This is a genomic window from Vibrio sp. D173a (assembly GCF_030248475.1).
On record NZ_JAHGAH010001222.1, the window covers coordinates 1 to 664 of the forward strand.

1 pseudogene is annotated in these 664 nt (G+C 35.7%); it reads right to left on the minus strand.

The features are described 5' to 3' along the window. A pseudogene (locus tag KIV40_RS32435) lies at nt 1-143 on the minus strand (glycerol kinase); the annotation flags it as partial. Nucleotides 144-664 lie beyond the last annotated feature (521 nt).

Here is a 664-nt window from a genome sequence, read left to right on the forward strand (position 1 = left end):
AAAGACTCACCGCGTGCAGTTAACACCCATTTATCCTGATTAAGGACAATATAGCCTGCGCTCTTCAATTGATTGAAAAGGGCTTTGGGTTCGCTCTCTCTCTGCTTGGCGAGCGCTGATGTAGATAGTTTATCTGATGGCATATAAGTGTTTCTTTTTTGGGCTGTGGCTGACAGTAATCACGTGAGTTCTATTTATATCACTAACTTAATCATAGACAGAGTGTCGCAACGACATTTATCTGCTCTATGCTCTTTTGAAATACCAATAAGCTACACGATCAAAATTGTAATTAAATTACATAATGAGGGTTTTGATACATATGGGTGCATATAAATTGAACTTGGTATGCTGTATTTTTATTCGGTGGGTTATGGTTTATGGTGCTATGTTTTAATAAGTGTGATCTAAATCACTATTTATTTTTGAGGGTTTGAAATTAAAATGTGATCTAGATCGTGTGTAAATGATAATTAATCTCATCTATTTGCGCTTGTAATTTAGATTCACCCTATTTTTGTGATCAAAGTCATCGTGACTAACTCGTAGTTGTATTTTGTATGTGATTTTCATCACTAAATTGGCGTCGGCGTGCGTTTTTTGAATCTTGTGTTAGATTTTACTCAACTTTTGAGCACACACTTTCGGTCATTTGACCAACCAA